Raw genomic sequence first — 20,575 nt, forward strand, 5'->3', positions numbered from 1 at the left:
GATATAAAATGAAAACTTAAGTTAAAGATAAATAATTTCTTCTGTTGATTCTAATAACTGGTTTAGTTGTAAGTGAATTAAATTCCACTTGTCATCAATATGTTTTTGAACATAAGCATTCATTTTATATGATTTATCATAACCATTCCATTTGATTTGCTTGAAGCTATATTTCGCAAAAATTATCCATTGAGGATAATTAATTGCTAATGGACTTTGTGTTAGATATACTTTTCCGGCATTTGCAGTAGTTGCAAATAAATGGGCAGCAAACAGCATTGTTTGGAGTTTAGGTTTTTTATTAGTGAGAGTATCAATAGGAATAGATTCTGTAAGTGACTTACCATTATTTAGATTTTTTATTAAATATAGAATTCGAACTAAAACTTCAATGATTAATACAGGGATTGACATTGATAAAAAATGAGAAAAATCATAACCACTTGCATACATTGATCTGCTAATTTGTCCTATAGTATATTTCTGCTTACCAAATTCGCCTATCTGTAAAAGTTGTATTAATGGCATTAATGGTGCAGGAATACCCGATTTTGTACATATATCAGATTTAAGGTGACCAAAAACTCTTACAATAGCTTCAAAAATATTCATTCCTAAGATATTTTTTTCTTCGGAGTTTATTGATTGAATAATTAACTTTCCGTTTTTATCTATAGAAGTCATTTCACTGTGCAAAATATCTCTAACTCCGAATATGAAACCTAGAATCGGATCATGTCCCAAAGTTTGAAATCTATGAGTTCTTGGACCTAAACCATCTACTTTTTCTGCCAAAGATTTTGAATGAGATGAATCATATGGAACCCAATTGTTTTGTTCAAGCGTTCTAATTTCTTTATTTGTTAAAGAGTTTGATATAGTTTCTTTGATGTAGTTTGATAGTGGTCCACCTTTAACTGCTTTTTCCCCTAAAAAACCAGGACGTTTCGGCATTTGTATAAGGAGAATATCTACTAATGCAGATGTTACTCCTGTTAATCCTGCAATTGCCCAATCAATCTTATCAAGTCGATGTATAGCTTTAAATTCTCCTCGTAATTGATTTAAAGAATTTTTTACTCCAGAAATTTCTTCAGCGGATAAAATTAAAGAAATATCAAGTTTATCATGACCATTTTCATCCACTTCAGTAATTAATTCTTCCCATTTTTTTTGAACTTTGATTTTTAATTCATTGTCATTCAACTTATACTGATTATTTTTATATGTGCTCAAGTCAATGTTAAATGACTCTATTAACTTTTCGCTATCGGCAACTGAGTTGTCTAAATCTTGATTAACTACATTCAATGAATTTGATATAGATGATAAATTCTTAGAATGATTAACTAAAACTTTCAACTTTTCTTTATACCGAGTATCTTCTTCTTTTTTCATACAGATAAATCTGCTTTTAAATCATTAATTATCGACTGTAAAATAACATTTAATGTTTTTAAATATTCTGTTCTATCTTTAGTACTTTTAAGATCTTTCTTTAATTCTTCAATTAGAGCATTTTGTTTTAGTATTGCTTCTTGAAGAAGGGCTTCCTTAGTTTGCTCTAATTTTTTTTGTTGGTAACTTGTTACTAATGCATATCCTCCAACACCCAATAAAACAGCTGGAGCGGCTAGCACACCTATTCCAGCTACCATTCCTCCTCCAACAATTCCTCCAGCAGTAGCCAAACCAGAGGTTATTCCAGCCGCTGCAACACCTGGAACACCTAATGTTGTTAATAATGCAAATCCTATTCCACCACCAACCCCTGCACCTACTCCAAGACCTGCAAAAGGTCCAATAATATCTTGTATATCTGATGTTTTGAAAGTTTTAGACTTGTTTTGAATAGCGTCACCAGCTTCGTTAATTACTCTGATAATTGGAGTTAAAGCTTCGGCATTTTTATAAATTTTTTTATCTTTCAATTCATAACACCCTTTCTTTATTAAACATTTTAAATTTACAATATAATTCATTTAACTGAGTATGATGTTAAATATTGTGTTACGAAATAATTCTACAGTTTAATTTTTTATCCTTCTACAATATAATATTAATTTAATTTTACTTAGTAATAGAAAAACAAAAATTATTGACAGGAAAAAAACAAGATGGTATATTTATCTCGAATTAAAGATATATGAATTGAAGATACAAAAGAGGTGAACGAAATGACACGACCGAATCCGAACTTGAAAGCATTGACGGTCATGGTACGCGCAGTTGATGCGTTACATGAAGTCATCAAGAAGGATGTTGCGCAATGGGGATTGAACCCGACGGATTTTTCGGTTCTTGAGTTGCTGTTTCACAGGGGCAGGCAACCGATTCAATTGATTGGGAAAAAAGTCTTGATCACCAGCAGTAGCATCACCTATGTCATCGATAAGCTCGAAAAGAAAAATTACGTTGTCCGAAAAGCATGTCCAGAGGATCGGCGTGTGACATTTGCGGAACTGACCTCTGAAGGACACCAACTGATGGAAGCTATTTTTCCAAAGCACGAGCAAGCGATTAATCAAGTATTTCAAGGAATAGCCCCGTCAGACCTCGAAGCATTCATCGAGACAGCCAAAACGATCGGCTATCAAGCAAAAAAACAATAAAATTTTTTAGACTGATATCTCGAATTCGAGATAATAACCATTAAAGGAGCGATTTTTCATGAATGAACTAAAAGGAATACACCACGTGACGGCGATTACGAGCAGTGCCGAGAAAAACTATGACTTCTTTACGAACGTCCTAGGGATGCGATTGGTCAAGAAGACCGTCAATCAGGATGACATCCAGACGTATCACTTATTCTTCGCCGATGATAAAGGATCTGCAGGCACGGATATGACATTCTTTGATTTCCCTGGTATCCAAAAGGGATCACACGGAACGAATGAAATCTTCAAGACAGCGTTCCGTGTCCCAACGGATGCGGCACTCGAATACTGGATCAAACGCTTTGACAAATATGACGTCAAGCACCGTGATATCAAAGAACAATTCGGCAAGAAGACGCTCTCGTTCGTCGATTTCGATGAGCAACAATACATGTTGATTTCTGACGAGCATAATCAAGGTGTCGCTTCCGGCACACCGTGGCAAAATGGTCCGGTACCACTCGAGTTCGCGATCACGGGACTCGGTCCAATTCACATCCGGATCGCGGAATTCGACAATTTAAAAGCGGTACTTGAACAAGCGATGTTGATGCGCGAAGTCGATCAAGCTGGTTCCCTGCACTTGTTCGAGATGGGCGAAGGCGGAAACGGTGCCCAAGTTATCGTTGAGCACAACGTCGTTCTACCAAGCGGACGTCAAGGATTCGGAACGGTCCACCACGTCGCTTTCCGAGTTGAAGATACGGCTGCCTTACAGGAATGGATCGAGCGGATGCAACAGCTTCGCTTCAACACATCCGGTTACGTCGATCGCTTCTTCTTCGAGTCCCTTTATGCCCGTGTCGCGCGCGGTGTCTTGTTTGAGTGGGCAACGGATGGTCCTGGTTTCATGGGTGATGAGCCATACGAAACGGTCGGGGAGAAATTGTCATTACCACCATTCCTCGAGCCACAACGAGCACAAATCGAACAAATGGTCCGTCCAATCGATACGGTCCGGAGTACGCGCAAGATCGAAAAAGAATATCTTTAATAGGAAAGTGAACTGACAGCATCTAAATACGAGGAGGAAATGAAAATGGAGAAATTAAACATTGGTATCATCTTAGGATCCACACGTGAAGGACGCCTCAGCCCACAAGTCGGGAACTGGGTCAAACAACTCGCCGATCAACGGGGGGATACAAACTACACGATTCTTGATATCGCCGACTACAAATTACCGCTTCTAGGTGAAAAGAATGGGGATGCGTCGGGTGCTGCTGCTTGGTCGAAGGATGTCGCAGCACAAGACGGCTTCGTCTTCATCGTCCAGGAATACAACCATTCGATTGCAGCGTCACTCAAGAACGCGCTCGATTATTTACGAGTCGAATGGAACAATAAAGCGGCAGGGATCGTCTCTTATGGTTCTGTCGGTGGAGCACGGGCGGCAGAACATTTGCGCGGCATCTTAGGTGAGTTATTGATCGCCGACGTCCGGGTGCATCCGGCGTTATCCTTGTTCACTGATTTCGAGAACGGATCGGTCTTAAAAGCGGCAGCCGTTCAAGAAACATCGGTCAACCAAATGCTCGATCAAGTCATCCCGTGGGCAACAGCATTAAAAACAATTCGCTAAATCGTGATTGATCAGAAAACCCCCTCATTTCAGCGAAATGAGGGGGTTTTCTATCGTTGTCATGTACAACACGACGTGACGCGGCGCAGATCCTTTTCTTGAACGTAAAGCGTGTGTTGGCGGACTTTGTAAGGAATGTCAGCCGCTTGAAGCCGTTCGAGATAGTGACCTGTTGGAGCGACCGTCCATTTCACATATGTCGTTGCGGCATTCGGTGAGGCGAGACAGATGAGTAGCAAAAGCGGAAGGATCCATTTTCGAAGTTGCAAGCGTATACCTCCTCTATTATTTCAAATACTGTATTAATGATTTTATTGTTAAAATCAAAAACTAAAAATCAGGACTCACGTCAGCAAAAAATAACTGACCATCAAGCCGACCAACAGACCACCAAAGACAAGTCGATAGACGGGTGAACGATGGGTTCCTTTGCTTCGTTTGACTTGATAGACGATGAAATAGGTCACACTGGTCACCATGACGAGGATCGCCAGTGTACTGAGTAAAGTAGACATCAGCATTCCTCCTTATCGTAAGATTTTAGTTAATGCTTTTCCTTTTGCCAGTTCATCGACGAGTTTGTCGAGAATGCGAATGTTACGAATGTGCGGATCCGTTAGGTTTTCCACACGAATCCCGCAGATGACACCAGTAACTAAAAAGCGACGTTCGTTCAGGGCGGGTGCGTTTTCGAAAAAGGCTGCGACGTTTTGGGTTTGTATGGCTTGTTCAAGAGTGGATTGCGTGTGTCCGGTCAACCAGAACAGCACGTCATCGAGTTCCTCTTGTGTCCGTTGCTTACGCTCGACTTTTTGACGGTATACCTGATACAGCTGCAACATTGGCATTTGAAATACTTTTTCGTAACTCATCTGAATCGCCTCCTTTCATGGTAACATATGGGAAAAGATCTTGTGTTAAGGATTTCAATTTCGTTTTGGAGGTGCAGGATGAAATGAGACGTCGAATCATTGGAATGACTTTCATGACGTGCCTACTACTATTTTTAGGCGTTGTAGGTGTAAAACTGTCGTATCAAGCCTTAGTCGATCCTCCGATCGATCAGTCGACGGGAAACTGGGTACATGTCCCGAGCACGATCTTACCGACTAAAAAAGTCATCTATGCGAAAAAAGATTTGATCACAAAGGCACTGGACTCTTCAAAAAATGGGCACAAAGGATATCGGAAAGAGCCGGATAAGAAACCTGTTGTTGAAGTTGGAAAGGGATCATGGACGGATGCGATCAATCAAATCGTTCGCATGACTCCATGGATGGTCGCTCTAGTGATGATCATCTATCTCTATCGTCGACAACGATTCAACCGCATGCAGTGGTCATTCCCATCAAGGCATCAACCAAAACGAACTGCTCTATCGCTAACACTAACGCCTGAAGTCCAGTCCTCATCAGAAGACAGTATTCTTGATTCAAAAATTCGTGAAGCAGTACGCTCGTTCAATCGGTCACTTGCTCCAGCGCAACAGCGACGGACACATGAGACGCTGACGGAGTGGTTTACACGCTTAGAGGTCACGGTCCCGCATGAGATCTATCAACTCGTTCGCTATGCCGACGTGGCAGAGCAGACACTCGATCCCTCTCGACGGACTATTTTCCTTGAACAGCTTAAGCAAAATCAGACACGGCTTGTGTAATCAGCCGTGTCTTTTTTGGTGTCCGCGATACTTGTTAAGGGCGAGCATGTTCAACAGGAACAAGGCGGCTCCATAAAGGAATAGTCCGAGCCAGTACGGCCAGATGCTCGACCAACCGTTGCCGTAGACGAGTACTTCCTTGATCGCGCTCGCTCCATAGAAGATCGGGGTGATATATCCGATGTTACCGAGTCCGTACGGGATTAGATCGAGCGGAATCAAACCCGAGAAGAAAATCTGCGGAATGATCGTAAAGGGAATCAACTGGACGACCTGGAGCTCAGACTGGGCAAAAATCGAAATCGTTGCCCCGAACAAGACCGCGACGACGGCAAGTCCAAGCATCGTCAGGAAGACCCAGATGATCGAACCTTCAGACGGTAAGTCAAGAACGGTTGTCGCGTACAGGACGACAAGAATTGCCTGGATGGAGGCGAAGACGCTATAACCGAGCGTATAGCCGAAGATGACGTCGGTTTGGCGAATCGGTGTCATCATCAACCGCTCGAGCGTGCCGCCACTGCGTTCCTTGACGAGTGCCATTGCCGATAAGATAAAGACGAAAAAGAAGGAAAACAAGGATAAAAAGACGAAGCCAAGCGCATCAAAGGTCGATTGATCAACATCTCCGTACAGATAGTTCGTCTCGAGTTGCACCGTCGGTTGCAGCGATGCCAATCCAGTTTGGATTTCGCGTAGTGCTTTCGAACTTTTCGTCGATGGTTCGCGGAGACTTAAGGACAGCTGATTGTCGCTCATCTCTAAGACGACGTCGACCGTTTCATGATTCTTGAGATAGGCGTCAGCATCGCTGCCATTATACGTTTTGATCGACAAATCCTGTTTTTCGATCGCTTGAGAGACTGGAGCCGGTACATCTTGACTGATAGCGACGACAGGCGTGTAATCATCGTTTCCAAGTAGGAAATAGATCAAGGTGAAGATTAGTAATGGAGCAAGCAAAATCAGTCCGACGCTTCGTTTATCGTTCAACGTTTGACGGATGACCCGTCGTGCGAGTTGCCACATCACGTCACGTCCTTTCCAGCGAGCAGGAATAGTTCCTCGACCTGACCGTTTTCAGTCTGTGCGAGCAAACGGTCGAGCGGATCATAGGCAATGATTCGACCGTTATAGATCAGTGCGGCACGGTCACATTCATTGATTTCATCCATGACATGGGTCGAGACGACGATCGTCGTGCCTTGCGCACGAATCGCTTGGAATTGATTCCAAATCTGGCGGCGTAACACGGGATCAATCCCGACGGTCGGCTCATCAAGGAATAGGACGCTCGGACGATGCAGGATTGAGATGGCGAGAGACAATCGTTTCTTCATCCCGCCGGAATAATGGCGAACGAGCTTTTTTTGATCATTCGTTAAATCGACGAGTGTCAAGACCTCTTCGATTCGTTTTGCTAAATCCTGACGGGACATGTTGTATAGGGAACCGAAAAACTGTAGGTTCGAAAGCCCCGATAAATCCTCATACAAAGCATCGTTTTGTGGCATGAAACCGATCTGCGATAACATCTTGAAGCTTGGCATCGAAGTGTCACCAATCTGAATCGAACCTGCGTCTGCCTGGATCGCACCAATCATCAAACGAATCAATGTCGTCTTTCCGGAACCTGACGGACCAAGTAACCCACAAATCTCACCGGACGGAATCAAAAGATCAATCTGTTGGAGGACGTTCTGTTGATGAAACGATTTTGATACACCTTGTAATCGTAAATCCATCGTATTCTCCCTCCTTTTATGAAATAATTATTGAACAACGTGTTGATTAATTTCATTATAAAAGGGAGAGAAACTGGGAGCAATGACCAGTTGACGTCCATCTGTCGCTTAAGCGACACTTCCTGAAAAACTGTTGAAGAAAGAGGCGATTTCGATGAAAAAACAGGATTTACGCGTTATCCGGACCGACCGGAGGATACGCGAGACGTTCCTTCAGCTGATCGACGAAGTCGGTTTTGACGCCGTGACGATTAAGTTGTTGACGGAACGGGCGGAAGTCAATCGCGGGACGTTCTACCATCATTACGCGGATAAATACGAACTGCTCGAGCGGATGACGAATGAGGTTTTTGAAAAGATCGAAGCGACGTTCGAACGCGAGATTCCCTTTGTCCTGATCAACAAAACGGAGGACTCACCGTACCGACGAATCATCCCGTTTCTAACGTTTCTTTATGAACACCGGACGCTGATGCGGATCTTACTCAGTCCAACGAGTGATGGGATGTTTCGGAAGCGGGTCCGTGATTACATGCAACAAATTCTGTTCTCGGGACTACCGGAACAAGGAGAACGGCTCGTTCCAGAAAATTATCTCATTGCCTATCTCTCAGCCGCCCATCTCGGTGTCATCGAATCCTGGTTAAGCCATCCAAACGAGACATCGCCGGATGAAATTGCGCGAATCATCTTTACGATTTCGATGGAAGGACCGTTTCGAGCAGCGGGGTTCCGGCGATGAGTCTTGAGCAAGTGTTAGAAAAAGTCGTCGCGTGTTTGCAGCATGAACAGATTCACTTTGGTATCGGGGGTTCATTATTGTTACACCATCATGGACTGCCTGTCACTCCGCGCGACATCGATCTCGTCGTCGCGTTAGCGGACGCCGAACGGGCAGTCCTATTGTTATCTGAGATGGGAACTGTCGTTGAACAAGACGAGACGTCACTCTATGCAACGGAAGTATTCCAAGAATTTATGATCGAAGGAATCGATCTTGATCTGATGAGCGGACTGCAGATTCGCCATGGCGAGGGTGTGTTCGTCTATCCGTTTGATGAACAATCGATCGATTCAGCTGGACTATCGTTCATGGCACTCGTCGATTGGTACGTCATCTATCAACTGATTCCGGGACGGGAACAAAAGGTCACGATGATCGAAGACGTATTTACGAAACAGAAAGTGGACCGAGAGCGACTGGAACAGCTGAGACGACTCGTTCTTCCAAAAGCAGTAAGGAATCGGATAGATCAATGGCTGAACTAACTCATAAGTCGCGCAATAAAACGACTTCGTTCGTTGCCGGTAAGTAAGCATGATCGGAGTCGAGCAGTCCGCAGAGGACGTACTGATCGAGCGCATGGTCGAAGACATAATATGGCTTTAATGTCAGATAAGGCATGAGTGCGTCACGTATGGCTTCTTTGGGCACGCTATTAGGCAACGGTTGTGACGAGTCATGGTAGAGCGCGATAATCGACTCGTTATCAACGATTAGGCTAATTTCATAAGTATCTTCAATCAGGAGAATCGTCAAACGACGTTTGTAAGCGAGATTTATGTCGTCACGAGTCCGGCGTACTTTCACGTTAATGAATGGAAAATCCCGATAGATTTCCTGAATCGTCCACGCTCCTGACTCCTCCGGATACTCCGCAGCGATGAGGTCTACAGCAATTGACTTACAAGTCATCAATGTCCCATCGGTCAACGGTCGGTAATCCGGGTGTGGCGTTTGAGCTTCGGCATCGCGTGCCGTGACGGCGTCTCTCCGTTTAATCAATTTGCGCGTGTAGGAGAACGTAGATGGTTTGTCCCATGTCACGATCTCGTTCATGGCAACGGACGAAGTGTCTGGATCACTAAAGGGATACGTGAGCGAGTCGTTTTGAGAAACAAAGATTTCCTCGATTGCATGCGCCTGTATTCGTTGTTGATCACCAGGAGCTGAAAAGAACCGTATCTGTTCTGTAATGATCGGTGTGATTTGAACAGGTGACAGTGAAAACGATTCAGTCGGATAATTGTTGCTCAGGGCGGGGGTTCCATACACACTGAAAAAATCAAGCGCTCCGTCGTCCGTCAATTCAAGCGAAATGAAAAAACCAGGGAAGAGGCGAATTTCGTTTTGGCAGCTGACATACTGATACAGCGAATCTTGGTGCTTCAGTAACATGAACTCCTGGTCGAACGTCATTCCTAATTCTTGCTCTAGCCAGGAAGTTTGTGTGTCTGAATCACGCAAGTCCTCTGGAAGAGAATAAATTGTGACATCACCATGTTTGTTGATTGATGTCGTTCGTCGTGTAGCTGTATCGACTTGGATCTCTATCGTACCGTCTGGATAACTCTCGTCTTCAGACCAAGGGCCGTGATTGATGGGGAACCAACACGTCTCAAGCGAATATTGCGTTTCACCACGAATTTTTTCACGGCGATAGAAGGTTTCATGTAAGACATAATCGCTCAGTTGATATTTATCTTGAATATGGGAGATTAAATCTTTCGTTAATGGATGCAACTCGTTCACTCCTTTATATCTAACTTCACTTTATAGATCACGTATTAAAACGACCTCATTTGTTGCTGGTAAGTAGGCATGGTTCGAGTCAAGTAAACCACAAAGAACGTATTGACCTTTTGAGATATCGAACACATAACGCGGCGTGAGCAAAAGGTACGGACGTAATGCATTGAACATGACATCTTGCTGATCATCCTCGAGCTCTGGTGCAGTAACGGATGCGAACACGGTATGGAGTTCCTGATCGTCGGTCAAGCTAATCCAGTCAAGCGTCTTTTCGTCAAGGAGAATCGTGACGCGTCTTTGCTGATCAACATAGGACGTCGGATTCGCGCGAGATAATTTGACAGCAAGGTAAGGATATTGCCGGTAGATGTGACGAATCGCCCATTGTCCGGATTCACTGGGGTAGACGTTTTGGACGATTTCTTGAATCGCAATTCGACAGGCGTTCACCGTCTCTTGCTGGATTGGACGAAAATCAGGATGTTCGGTCTGCATGATCACATCCTCTGCTGTCACACTTGCTGCTGATTGGAAAGGATGGCGTTTGAGAATTGAAGTTGACGGATTTGTCCACGTTAAAATGTCATTTCGATCGAGTGATGACGTGAAGACCAGTTTACTAGGCACAAGGATAGACCCTTCTTGCGTCACGATCGTCTCGACGACGGTATGCGCGTATTGATGTCCTGGTTTTGAGTAGGAGAACCACTTTATTTGTTGTTTAGCTAGCGAGTTGATGTCCTCGAGCGTTAAAGCGAAAGGTTCCTGAGCCACATGATGATTAAGCGGATGAGGACCGTATAGGAACAACTCATCGAGTTGACCGTTGTCCGTTAACGTCAGGTGAATGAAACAACCGGGAGACATCCGAATCCCTTCGTGACAACTTACATAACTGAAAAAAGTTTCGTTTTCTTCTTCTACCATAAAATGCGTACCATGGATCATGTCGGTCTCTGATTCGATCCAAGCCATCCGAGTGGTTGGATCACGTAAATCGTTAGGCACGGAATGAATCGAGGTCGGACCGTGTAAGGATAACGTCGTCGTTCGTTTCGTAACAGGGTCAATCGTAATCTGCACGGTTCCTTCGGGAAGCATCGTGCCATCCTCTTCCTCGATAACATATGCACCTCGCGGAATCCAAAACGTTTCAAAAGAGTAGACGGTTTGGTCGTTTATTTTGTGTCGAGCGAAAGATGACTCATAGAGAATGTAATCATTTAACTGATACTTCTTGAGAATGTATTCAATTAGCTGTTTTGTTAAAGGATCCAAAGGATTCACTCCTTTTCTTGTACGTCTTCTGTATCGTCAACTAAGGTCGGAACGACGAAGTCGGGTAAGGTATTAAACAGGCGATCGGCCGTCTCAAAAAACGGTTGATTCGAGACAACATTCACGACATCTGCATCGTAGCTGAACGCAAAGATAGACATGTTTTCCTGCATGGAGACGATGACCGTTTTTTCTGGTCTTTCGGAGTAGTAGTGCGTTCGGTATTCAATCCGGAAGACATTTGGTTTGGTCGACCAGATAACAAGATCATTCCAACTCGCGTGGGAATGTAAGTAAGAATACAGGTGTTGAAAATCGGTAACATGCTTCAGTTCAGCGACGATGAAACGTTTGTCCGCAAGTGGTGTTAAATCATTATATGTAATTGAACAAAAGCGACATAACGCTTCAAACTCTTCTTCGTCATAACGATTCACCTCTACACAGACGAATAGTGGGAAAGCTTGTAATCGATGTAACCACTGCTCAAGAAATGAACTTTCAAACGAGGAGGATTCATCGTCTGGATTCGTAAAGATGCTAAAAGCTGACGTGTAGTCTTGTTCGATGACGAAGCGCAAATTATCAGGGTCTGAAAAATCATTTGGAATCAATTGAAGATCATCATCGTAATAATAAGGCATGTACTCAAATGTTAATTGCAACATATTCACCTCTATTTCGTACGTTCAGTGTAACGTGAATCTCTTCGTAATGAAGGATAATTGAAAATTATTACATAATTGTAAGGGTTAAAAATATAGAGAAATGTATTATTATAGTAGAATAAAAACAGAGAACCATTGAAATTTAGGAGGAAACAAAAGTGTCAGATTTTAATCTAGCTGTGAACGTGTTATTCGGAAGTGTCCATATCATCCTCATGGCGATGGCTGTTCCATCGATCATCTACGCGCTTTATCTATTACGAAAAATCGCTAATAAATGATTGCAGGGATTTATTGGTAATAAAAAGAAGGTAGTTAAAGTACCTACGCATTATTTAAAGGAGGCGATAACATGTCATTTTGGACATGGTTTGCAATCTTATTTGTGTTAGCGGTTAGTGTCTACGCATCTTCTCAACCAAAACGTTCGAAGAAATAACACAGGCGCGACTTCCATTGTGGAAGACGCGCCTTTTTGTTTGTTCAGTTTTGCGTATCGAGCCAAGCGATCGCGTTTGTTAAGTCGTCGGCAATATAGTCGACGTTTGCTTGTTCCACGTGATCAGCGTAATCACGAATGGAGCTCTTTCCGGCACCGGTTCGGACTAAGATTTTAATACACCCGGCGTGCGCAGCTGCCACCATATCACTCCATCGGTCCCCAATGACGACACATTGCTCGAGTCGGAGATCGTGTTTTACTTGTGCTTGCTGTAATAAATGTGGTGATGGTTTGCGACAAGTGCAACAATCTTCCGCTGCATGCGGACAAATCAGCGTATCATCAAAGCCGAATCGCTGTAATTCTGTTCGAAAATCCTCTTCGCGGGCCAAGCCTTTTGAGATACCAGGTTGATTCGTAAACGCAATCAGTAAAATCCCTTGATTACGTAAGCGTTCGATTAGCGAAGAAACGTATGGAAATAGCGCAAACGTTCCAGGGTAGTGGACGGTGTCATCTCCACCAATCGTTCCGTCTCGGTCAAGAAATATTGCCTGAATAGAATTCATGTGTACAACTCCTTAGTTTACGAAGCATCTTTTAGTTCTTGATACGGTTGAACACGTGCTGCCAGTTGTGCTGGGATGAAGGCGGCGATGACACCGAACAAAATCGGTAAGGCGAGCGATACGCCAATCAACAACGGTTCATTCCATGGAACGAGGTCATACAAGACATAAATTGTCGTATAAGCAACGATCAGTCCAATGACTCCGGAGATGAGACCGACGAGGAAGCCTTCGAGGACAATCAACTGTCGGATTGCGCCGTTCGTCCAGCCGAGTGCTTTTAAGACGGCGAGTGAGGCGCGGCGATCTGTGACGTTTTGCCACATGATCTCTCCCGTCGTCAAAATAGCGATCGTGATCGCAACACCCATCGTCACGTAATGCATCGGACCGACTTGCAGGGCAACGAATTGACCGAGCCACGATGTATAAAGCACTCCTTGTAAATGGAACGTCACGAATAAGAAGAACGTCAGTAGTGCCGTTGGGAGAGCGATTGAGAGGACGGATAGGCTATTACGCTTCCATTTCCCGATCAGTTCTTTTAGCGCCAATGTCACGGTCGAACGAAGCTTTAGTCCGACACGAGCCGCCTTTGCATACTCGCCTGTTTTGATCGCTTCGTACGGTGAGATGCGGCGAATCGTCCACGCCGACCAAGCGGCACCAGCGAGGTAGATGACAAGACTGAATAGCGCGATCCAGAGGAGGCTCCAGCCGTTCATCGCTTCATTACGGACATATGAGAAGATGCCTTCGACGATCAAGGCGATTGTTGAAACGAATCCAGCGAGGATCGCCGCCTCGATCAAAACGATTTTGTAGAGATCCTTCGTCCGCCAGCCGAGTGCCAGTAAAACGGCAAATTCTTTCCGGCGGGCGAGCATCGAGACATAGCTCGTCGCGAGGACATAGACGATGGCGAAGGCAAGCATCGCGAAGATGACGCCTGAGAACCCGACGCTCGTCTCACGGAAGATTGTCATCGCAGCACCGATGTGGATCCATGGTTGTTCGATCCAACCGAGCGTCTTCCCGTCATCGACAACCTTCGTAACGACGGGTTGAGGAGAGGAACCTTTGGTGATCGTAGCGATAAGACCAGTCTCTCGTTCGATTTCCGACTTGATACGTTGTAAGGTTTTATCTGATTGTTCACCGACAGAAGAAGCACCCTTTACTTTTAACCGGATCGATGAAATCGATTGATCGCCCATCACCTTTTGGACACTATCGACTGTCGTAAGAACGTTTGGAGAGTTCGTCAACAGACCAATTGGATTCCCGGTCGTGTTGATCGGTTGGGCAGGATTGACCGGTTCATTTTTTGAGTCAAGTACGATACTCGCAGCCGATGGTCGATAGGTCTCCATCGGTAATTCGTTTAATGGATCTTTGGAGACATTGATCTTGTTCGGATCATACAAACCGACGACATTAAACGTCAGATAAGGATTCATTGACTTAAAAGCAGATCCATCCGATTTTTTCATTTTTATTTCATAAGAATCTACCGTCCGGAAGCCACGCTTCGGAAGATAAGAGGATGGTAATATAGCATTTTTGAATGCAGTAGGTGCTGTGTGTACTTCATAAGCATTCTCCCATCGTGTAGGGAACGGACTCTTCACCGTTTGATAAGTCAATGAGCCTGTCTGGGCGACGAGTTGAGCGTTAGTATTTGCTTCCGAATGCGGAAGTACCTTAGTTTTTTGACCGAGTAGGGAATCAAAAAAAGCGCTCTCGACTTTAGAGGCATCGACTTTAATGTCTTGGATGATCTTTCGTTTTTCTTGATCGAGAGGTTGAGGAGCGTTCGATTGAGCTAGTCGTTGATAAAATGTGTCGCGTGCTTGTTTCGTTTTCAGATCGACGTTAACTTGTTCTAACTTAAATTGACTATATCCCGTATTGAAGGATTTTGGATTAATCAATACCGGGATATTGAATTCATTGGAGCTCTTCTTACTGGCTGAGGGGACATCCTCCTGGTTGAAGTAACGAAACTTCTTTTGATTCAGGATGCTCTTATCCAAACCGACGAGTTGCGCTTCCGCCTCCGGATCGATTCCGACGATAAGACTATAGGTAAAGGGTTGTATGGATGAAAAACCTTTCGGATCTTGAAGATGGATCAATCGTGTATTCGGAGGAACGAGCGGCTCTTCCATAGTTGAAAAGTAGGCACCATCCTGTGCAATGAGTTCTTTCGAAAATCCACCAGCACCATAATGTGAATTACTCAGTCGATAAATACCAGGATCGTCCGGAAAGTGGATTTGATTTGGAATCGAGATGCCGATATTAGCGTATCCCATGACAGCCACAGGGGCTGCGATATCAATCGCATCCATTTGTTTGATTTGTTGATATTGTTTATACGAAATCCCTCCGTTAATCCCATTCAGATAATTCGGTTCGAGTAACTTACTCGACTCGGTCGTCATCTGACTGCCTTTCGGTCGCACGACGATATCATACGCAGACGACCATTTCTTTTGTAACGTCTGTTCGACCGTTCCTTGACTGGAATCGGTCAAGTTGAACATCAAACTGAGCCCGGCACTGATGATCAGGGCGCCGACAAGCGTCAGGATGAATTTCCCGCGCTGCCGGCGCCATTGATTTAAGACAAAACGGAACATCGTCATTCCTCCTTTTATGGGGTAAAGGCTACGAAAAATGGATGAGACTGTTCATCTAAGATATGTAAGATTCGTTCGCTGAAGTTCGACCACGTTACGCGTCGTAACACCTCCTCGAGCGGGAAAAAACCGACTGCTAAACTTTCACTGCTCGTCTGCGGTTGACCACCAATCGCTTTTGCAAGCCAACAAGTCGCACAGACATTCGCCTCGAGGTTTTGATAGATGCCGCAAAATTTCACGATTTCAATCTCAATTCCAGACTCTTCTTTGACTTCGCGAATGATACCGTCAGCTGCACTTTCCCCAGGCTCGACGATGCCACCCGGAAACTCCCAGCCGCGATCCGGTCCTTGGATCAAAAGAATCTCGTTTTGGTCATTCAAGACGACTGCTCCTGCTGATAACGAATAAATCGATGTCGGTAACATAGACTTCCTCCTGTGAAGAGAGGGACAACGTCTGTTGCCCCTCCGCCAAATATTAAGATGCATCTTTGAGTTCTTGATACGGTTGAACACGAGCGGCCAGTTGTGCTGGGATGAACGCCGCGATAACACCGAACAGAATCGGTAAGGCGAGCGATACGCCAATCAACAACGGTTCATTCCATGGAACGAGGTCGTATAAGACATAAATTGTCGTGTAGGCGACAATCAGCCCAATGACTCCAGAAATCAGACCAACAAGGAAACCTTCGAGGACAATCAACTGTCGGATCGCTCCGTTCGTCCAGCCGAGTGCTTTTAAGACGGCAAGTGAAGCACGGCGATCGGTGACGTTTTGCCACATAATCTCTCCCGTCGTTAAAATGGCGATCGTGATCGCAACCCCCATCGTCACGTAATGCATCGGACCGACTTGCAGGGCGACGAATTGTCCGAGCCACGACGTGTAAAGGACACCCTGTAAATGGAACGTCACGAACAGGAAGAAGGTCAAGAGAGCTGTCGGTAAAGCAATCGAGAGGACGGATAGGCTATTGCGCTTCCATTTCCCGATCAGTTCCTTTAGTGCGAGTGTCACGGTCGAACGAAGTTTCAGTCCGACGCGAGCTGCTTTCGCGTATTCACCGGTCTTAATCGCTTCATAAGGTGAGATGCGACGGATCGTCCACGCCGACCAGGTCGCGCCAGCCAGGTAAATGACGAGACTGAACAGCGCAATCCAAAGAAGACTCCAGCCGTTCATCGCTTCATTACGAACATACGAGAAGATGCCTTCGACAATTAAAGCAACCGTCGAGACGAATCCAGCGAGGATTGCCGCCTCGATCAAGACGATTTTATAGAGATCCTTCGTCCGCCAGCCGAGTGCGAGTAAAACAGCGAACTCTTTTCTGCGCGCGAGCATTGAGACATAACTCGTCGCGAGGACATAGACGATCGCGACGGCAAGCATCGCGAAGATAACACCGGAGAACCCGACGCTCGTCTCGCGGAAAATCGTCATCGCAGCACCGATATGAACCCATGGTTGTTCGATCCAACCGAGTGTTTTGCCTTGTTCGACGACTTTCGTGACGACCGGTTGTGGGGAAGAACCCTTAGTGATCGTAGCGATGAGTCCGGTTTCTCGCTCGATTTGCTGCTTCACGTCTTGGAGTAATTGTTCTGACTTTTCACTGACGGTCGAAGTCCCTTTGATTTTTAGACGAATCGACGAGATCGATTTTTCACCATATGTCTCTTTTGCAACATCAAGTGTTGTTAGAATATGTGGTGAGTTTGTTAGTAGTCCGACCGGGTTTCCAGACGATTGAATTTTTCGAGCAGGATTAATCGGTTGTTGTTTTTCGTCAAGAACTAAATCAGCCGTTGATGGTCTGTAAGTCTCCATCGGTAACTGATTTAACGGATCTTTTGAAACCTGAATGTTGTCAGCATCATATTGTCCGATGATGTCCATCGAAAAATAAGGAACGAAATAAGGGAGACTATCAGACTCTTTCGAGTTAGTTTTTTTGCCCGTCGATTGAATCGAGCGATAACCGAATGCAGGGATATTAGTTTCAGAAAAACTCCAATTTTTTAATTTTGTTGGAGCTGTTTCAACGGCATACGCATTGGACCAACGTGTAGGAAAGGGACTTTTAGTAGTCTTGTATTTTAGTGGGCTCGTTTTAAAGAATAGACCCGTCACAGTGGAGCTAGCAGCGTCACGATTCATGAATCGTGTCGTTTTTCCATTCAATGAATTTAGAAAAATACGTTGCATATCCATGACGGAGACTGTTTCCGTCTGTAGAACTTTTGCTGGGTAGTCATTTAATGATGAATCAAACGATGTTTTGTGCAGGTCTTCTTTTGCAAGGCGATTGACAAACGATTGCTGTTCTTTGTCAGTCGAGAAGGGTACCTTTAATTTTTCGACTTTGAATGAAAAATTACCGCGACTCACGGCATCGGGATCGATGATGACTGGGATGCTATGGAATGAACCGTCACTGCCTCCTTTACGATATTGATCCGTCTCTTCAAAATAGCGTGAATTTTTATCTTTAAGAATGCTTTTATCCAGTCCGACGAGCTTAGCTTCTGCGACTGGATCAATTGCAACGAGTAGTGTCAGATGATTCATCGTAAGATCAGAGAACTCTTTTGTCGATCTAGTGAAAAATGTTTTGTTCTCTGGAACAGGAATTTTTAATCCTTGGGCGATATGAAAGGACTGATCATAGAGACGCTCTTTTTTGATACCTGAGTTATCGTATTCTTGCATTGTTACCCGGTATATTCCATCTTCTTTTGGAAAGTTCAACACTTTTGGAACGTTAGCATTGATACTTGCATAACCCATCACAGCGACGGGTGCCGCAATTTCAATGTCGTTCATTTTTTTGATGGTTTCGTATTGTTTGAAGGAAATTCCTCCGTCGATTCCATTCAAATAGTTCGGTTCCAGTAAATCATTCGACTCACTTGCAAGCTGACTTCCCTTCGGTCGTACGACGATGTCATACGCAGACGACCATTTTTTTTGTAACGTCTGTTCGACCGTTCCTTGACTGGAGTCGGTAAGATTGAACATCAAACTGAGTCCGGCACTGATGATGAGCGCACCGACGAGCGTCAGGATGAATTTTCCGCGCTGCCGGCGCCATTGATTGATGACGAAACGAAGCATATGTAGTCTCCTTTGCTTGTTATTGGGAGAGCTGCGTCTTTAAATAATGTGCAAGATCTTGTTCGAAATGGTGAATCGCTTGTGCATCGAGTGCTTCTACTTCTGCTTGCGCTGCGTAGCGGGTGACGAAGTAAGGAGAGAGTGGCGTCACCAGATGAATGCGCTCCGTCCAGTCTGTCAACGATTCGTGGCTTCGCCGTCTGAGGGCACGCGGTAATCGTTGGTTAAAATCAAATAGCATCAGGCGTAATGATTCTTCAGGCGGAGTAAGCATCGATTGAAGGTTTGTTTGTTGGACATAACTTTCAGACGATGGTTGGACCCAATGGTTTGCTTCACTTTCAACTTCTCGTGACCGTGATGATCGTCGCCGCCGACGAAGAATCCGGTATGCTACGAAAGCAACGAGTACAAGTACAGCGGTGAAGAATAGAATGTTGTTGGAGGATGTGCCTTCTACAACATTCAAAATAGAAAATGGAGGAAGATCCTTTACTTTTCGACCGCGTGGTGTGCCTCCCGTATTTTTACTTTTTTCATCGGACGTTCCCAGATAGACGCCGTCTTCTTTTTCATCAATTTTGTCATCGAAATTACAACTGTTTTTTGTGAAGAATAAATTGGATAAGTCGTTATGATTACATCCCCGCACGATCGTCGTCTCCTGTTCCGAGAAGTCCGCATTCCGAAACGCTTTATATGCGGATTGCGTCGATACCGATAGCAACAGAAAAACGACAATCGAGCCGATGAAGCTCGTGATTAATTTGGCACGAAACGATTGCAACGCGGAACACCTCCCTATAAACAGTACTTAGACACTTTGCACCGTGCGCTTCCGGCGGTCTTCAACGATTCGTCCGTCCTGCATGAAGAGAATCCGGTCAGCACGTTCGGCGAGTTCTAGGTCGTGTGTGACAAATAAAACGCCACATTTGGCTTCACGATGCAGCTCTAGTAACAACTCGAAGATTGCGTCACCGGTCACGGAATCGAGATTACCGGTCGGCTCGTCCGCGAGAATCCATTGCGGATGGTGAAGCAGGGCACGGGCGATCGCGACCCGTTGTTGTTGTCCACCGGATAATTGAGCAGGTAGAGCATTCCGTTTATCGTCGAGTCCAACTCGTTCGAGCAGCTCGAGAATCCGCTCATCTTGATTGAAAGAGGTCTTTTGCTTTAACAAGGCGACCTTTAAGTTCTCGGACACCGTCAGTGCCGGTAATAAGTGAAACTGCTGGAAGATGAAGCCGATCTCTTGCGAGCGGAATTGCGATAACCGTTTGTTCTTCCAAGACGTGATGTCCTGCCCGTCATAGAGGATCTGTCCGGACGTCGGACGATCGAGTGAACCGAGGAGACTCAGGAACGTTGATTTTCCAGACCCGGATGGACCGACGAGTGCCGTCACCTCACTTTGCGAAAACTGACCGTTTAGTTGATGCAAGACGTCGGTCCGGACACCGCTTCGTTCGAATGTATGCGAAATATCTTGAAAGGTAATATCCATATGACCACTCCTTTTACATAATTTGGTTATGTTCAGTGTATTATTTTTAGAAAATTTTGTCTATTGCGTTTTTATTTCTGACCCAACCACTTTTTTTACATTTGTTCATAGTTGGTTTATAACTTCTCCTTATGATCGGATTAACACCAATCAAGGG

General features: G+C 44.7%; 23 protein-coding genes. 7 read left to right on the plus strand and 16 right to left on the minus strand.

Annotated elements, in window-relative coordinates; all coding sequences use genetic code 11:
- Nucleotides 1–21: 21 nt before the first annotated feature.
- Nucleotides 22–1,398 carry a hypothetical protein gene (locus tag B3G15_RS14125; RefSeq protein WP_290721938.1) on the minus strand — a complete coding sequence of 459 codons (1,377 nt, stop codon included), beginning with the start codon at nucleotides 1,396–1,398 and terminating at the stop codon, nucleotides 22–24.
- The gene (locus tag B3G15_RS14130) at nucleotides 1,395–1,931 is read right to left on the minus strand and encodes a hypothetical protein (protein WP_047394639.1); all 537 of its coding nucleotides are present in this window, start codon (nucleotides 1,929–1,931) and stop codon (nucleotides 1,395–1,397) included. The genes B3G15_RS14125 and B3G15_RS14130 overlap by 4 nt, the downstream gene beginning before the upstream one ends.
- A 246-nt stretch (nucleotides 1,932–2,177) precedes the next feature.
- On the opposite strand from B3G15_RS14130, the gene B3G15_RS14135 reads away from it, so the two are divergent.
- From B3G15_RS14135 to B3G15_RS14145, 3 genes are read left to right on the plus strand one after another with little or no spacing between them, the layout of a single operon-like run.
- A complete protein-coding gene (locus B3G15_RS14135; RefSeq protein ID WP_214723322.1) occupies nucleotides 2,178–2,612 on the plus strand; it encodes a MarR family winged helix-turn-helix transcriptional regulator in 435 nt (144 codons plus the stop codon).
- 58 nt (nucleotides 2,613–2,670) lie between these two features.
- Nucleotides 2,671–3,654: a ring-cleaving dioxygenase gene (locus B3G15_RS14140; protein ID WP_290721939.1), complete on the plus strand. Its 984-nt coding sequence runs from the start codon at nucleotides 2,671–2,673 to the stop codon at nucleotides 3,652–3,654.
- Between the two features lie 45 nt (nucleotides 3,655–3,699).
- Nucleotides 3,700–4,242, plus strand: coding sequence for an NADPH-dependent FMN reductase (locus B3G15_RS14145; protein WP_290721940.1), 543 nt, complete (start codon nucleotides 3,700–3,702; stop codon nucleotides 4,240–4,242).
- A 59-nt stretch (nucleotides 4,243–4,301) separates the two neighbouring features.
- Here B3G15_RS14145 and B3G15_RS14150 read toward each other — a convergent pair whose 3' ends face one another.
- The 3 genes from B3G15_RS14150 to B3G15_RS14160 all read right to left on the minus strand — a co-directional run bounded on the left by B3G15_RS14150 (nucleotide 4,302) and on the right by B3G15_RS14160 (nucleotide 5,114).
- Nucleotides 4,302–4,511, minus strand: coding sequence for a hypothetical protein (locus B3G15_RS14150; RefSeq protein ID WP_064299809.1), 210 nt, complete (start codon nucleotides 4,509–4,511; stop codon nucleotides 4,302–4,304).
- A gap of 75 nt (nucleotides 4,512–4,586) precedes the next feature.
- On the minus strand, nucleotides 4,587–4,757 hold the full coding sequence (locus tag B3G15_RS14155; RefSeq protein WP_215147561.1) for a hypothetical protein: 171 nt from the start codon (nucleotides 4,755–4,757) through the stop codon (nucleotides 4,587–4,589).
- 12 nt (nucleotides 4,758–4,769) lie between these two features.
- A complete protein-coding gene (locus tag B3G15_RS14160) occupies nucleotides 4,770–5,114 on the minus strand; it encodes a DUF2200 family protein (RefSeq protein WP_290721942.1) in 345 nt (114 codons plus the stop codon).
- 83 nt (nucleotides 5,115–5,197) lie between these two features.
- Between B3G15_RS14160 and B3G15_RS14165 the strand changes: the two genes are divergently transcribed.
- Nucleotides 5,198–5,902 (plus strand): hypothetical protein, encoded by a 705-nt coding sequence (locus B3G15_RS14165; RefSeq protein ID WP_290721943.1) that lies wholly within the window; start codon nucleotides 5,198–5,200, stop codon nucleotides 5,900–5,902.
- On the opposite strand, the gene B3G15_RS14170 is transcribed toward B3G15_RS14165, so the two are convergent.
- On the minus strand, nucleotides 5,903–6,931 hold the full coding sequence (locus B3G15_RS14170; RefSeq protein ID WP_290721945.1) for an ABC transporter permease: 1,029 nt from the start codon (nucleotides 6,929–6,931) through the stop codon (nucleotides 5,903–5,905).
- The gene (locus B3G15_RS14175) at nucleotides 6,931–7,647 is read right to left on the minus strand and encodes an ABC transporter ATP-binding protein (protein WP_290721946.1); all 717 of its coding nucleotides are present in this window, start codon (nucleotides 7,645–7,647) and stop codon (nucleotides 6,931–6,933) included. The genes B3G15_RS14170 and B3G15_RS14175 overlap by 1 nt, the downstream gene beginning before the upstream one ends.
- 154 nt (nucleotides 7,648–7,801) lie before the next feature.
- Here B3G15_RS14175 and B3G15_RS14180 point away from each other — a divergent pair, with 154 nt between their 5' ends.
- Together B3G15_RS14180 and B3G15_RS14185 are read left to right on the plus strand one after the other, a co-directional pair.
- Entirely contained in the window at nucleotides 7,802–8,389 is a 588-nt protein-coding gene (locus tag B3G15_RS14180; protein ID WP_197484507.1) for a TetR/AcrR family transcriptional regulator, read from the plus strand.
- Nucleotides 8,386–8,916: a hypothetical protein gene (locus tag B3G15_RS14185; RefSeq protein WP_290721948.1), complete on the plus strand. Its 531-nt coding sequence runs from the start codon at nucleotides 8,386–8,388 to the stop codon at nucleotides 8,914–8,916. Before B3G15_RS14180 ends, B3G15_RS14185 begins: the two co-directional genes overlap by 4 nt.
- 1 nt (nucleotide 8,917) lies before the next feature.
- On the opposite strand, the gene B3G15_RS14190 is transcribed toward B3G15_RS14185, so the two are convergent.
- The 3 genes from B3G15_RS14190 to B3G15_RS14200 are packed head-to-tail and all read right to left on the minus strand — an operon-like array spanning nucleotide 8,918 to nucleotide 12,126.
- Nucleotides 8,918–10,171 (minus strand): hypothetical protein, encoded by a 1,254-nt coding sequence (locus B3G15_RS14190; RefSeq protein WP_290721949.1) that lies wholly within the window; start codon nucleotides 10,169–10,171, stop codon nucleotides 8,918–8,920.
- A gap of 30 nt (nucleotides 10,172–10,201) precedes the next feature.
- Nucleotides 10,202–11,458, minus strand: a complete 1,257-nt coding sequence (locus tag B3G15_RS14195) for a hypothetical protein (RefSeq protein WP_290721951.1) — start codon at nucleotides 11,456–11,458, stop codon at nucleotides 10,202–10,204.
- Nucleotides 11,459–11,463: 5 nt separating this feature from the next.
- Nucleotides 11,464–12,126, minus strand: coding sequence for a hypothetical protein (locus B3G15_RS14200; protein WP_290721953.1), 663 nt, complete (start codon nucleotides 12,124–12,126; stop codon nucleotides 11,464–11,466).
- Between the two features lie 158 nt (nucleotides 12,127–12,284).
- Between B3G15_RS14200 and B3G15_RS14205 the strand changes: the two genes are divergently transcribed.
- Nucleotides 12,285–12,407: a hypothetical protein gene (locus tag B3G15_RS14205; protein WP_290721954.1), complete on the plus strand. Its 123-nt coding sequence runs from the start codon at nucleotides 12,285–12,287 to the stop codon at nucleotides 12,405–12,407.
- Between the two features lie 202 nt (nucleotides 12,408–12,609).
- Here B3G15_RS14205 and B3G15_RS14210 read toward each other — a convergent pair whose 3' ends face one another.
- The 6 genes from B3G15_RS14210 to B3G15_RS14235 are packed head-to-tail and all read right to left on the minus strand — an operon-like array spanning nucleotide 12,610 to nucleotide 20,418.
- A complete protein-coding gene (locus B3G15_RS14210) occupies nucleotides 12,610–13,137 on the minus strand; it encodes an HAD-IIIA family hydrolase (RefSeq protein WP_290721956.1) in 528 nt (175 codons plus the stop codon).
- Between the two features lie 17 nt (nucleotides 13,138–13,154).
- Nucleotides 13,155–15,782: an ABC transporter permease gene (locus tag B3G15_RS14215; RefSeq protein ID WP_290721957.1), complete on the minus strand. Its 2,628-nt coding sequence runs from the start codon at nucleotides 15,780–15,782 to the stop codon at nucleotides 13,155–13,157.
- Nucleotides 15,783–15,796: 14 nt separating this feature from the next.
- Complete coding sequence (locus tag B3G15_RS14220) at nucleotides 15,797–16,213, minus strand: NUDIX hydrolase (RefSeq protein ID WP_055968256.1); 417 nt, start codon at nucleotides 16,211–16,213, stop codon at nucleotides 15,797–15,799.
- Between the two features lie 52 nt (nucleotides 16,214–16,265).
- A complete protein-coding gene (locus tag B3G15_RS14225) occupies nucleotides 16,266–18,908 on the minus strand; it encodes an ABC transporter permease (RefSeq protein ID WP_290721959.1) in 2,643 nt (880 codons plus the stop codon).
- Nucleotides 18,909–18,927: 19 nt separating this feature from the next.
- Entirely contained in the window at nucleotides 18,928–19,695 is a 768-nt protein-coding gene (locus tag B3G15_RS14230; protein ID WP_290721961.1) for a hypothetical protein, read from the minus strand.
- A 27-nt stretch (nucleotides 19,696–19,722) separates the two neighbouring features.
- Nucleotides 19,723–20,418, minus strand: a complete 696-nt coding sequence (locus B3G15_RS14235) for an ABC transporter ATP-binding protein (protein ID WP_290721962.1) — start codon at nucleotides 20,416–20,418, stop codon at nucleotides 19,723–19,725.
- Nucleotides 20,419–20,575 lie beyond the last annotated feature (157 nt).

This window comes from Exiguobacterium sp. UBA1053 (genome assembly GCF_002316465.1).
Lineage (GTDB): Bacteria > Bacillota > Bacilli > Exiguobacteriales > Exiguobacteriaceae > Exiguobacterium_A > Exiguobacterium_A abrahamii.